At 65.1% G+C, this 645-nt stretch carries 1 protein-coding gene; it reads right to left on the reverse strand.

Going from position 1 to position 645, the window contains the following annotated elements:
* Positions 1–343: 343 nt before the first annotated feature.
* On the reverse strand, positions 344–645 hold a 302-nt coding region (locus AC08ON_RS17750), incomplete at its 5' end, for a response regulator transcription factor (protein WP_476617404.1).

The following is a 645-nucleotide window of genomic DNA, read 5'->3' on the forward strand; positions in this document are numbered from 1 at the left end:
ATCAACCGCAGATTCACGGAACGTCACCAAAACGAGATCATCTCAAAACGGGCCGGTCGTTCCCCACCCAGCCCCCTCAAACCCCGGCCAGACCCACGACCTGCGCAAACAGACTTTGCGGGTCACCCTGCCGGGTCAGTGTCGCGTTCGCCACGAACGGCCTGATCCACTTCTGGGAACAGTCCGCGCCCTGGTACCTCGAATGGCAGGATTTGGCGGCCCGACCCTCGACGCGGTTCTCGGCGCATCACGACGCCCACGAGAGCCCCGAACAGCTCAGCGACGAAGACCGGGCACGGCTCTCCGTGGGCGGAAGTCCCCGCCGGGCGAAGTCAGGGTAAGTTCAGGGGATCAGCATCGCCTTGCGGGCGCGGACGACGGCTTCGTAGCGTGTGCCCGCGTCCAGTTTCCGCATGGCGGATTGCAGGTATGCCTTGACCGTTTCGCGGGAGAGCGAAAGCCGGTTTGCGACCTCGGCATTGGTGCAGCCAAGCGCGACCTGGGCGAGGACATCGGTCTCACGGGTGGACAGGCGTATCTTGGAATTTTTTCCCGGCCCGCTCTCGCCGACGGCGACGAGACGTTGTGCGGCCGCGTAGATCCTGCGCTGGAGCGCCGAATCGGACATGGCTCCCGCGATGGCCC

It is taken from the genome of Frankia sp. CoWAU3, assembly GCF_977971855.1.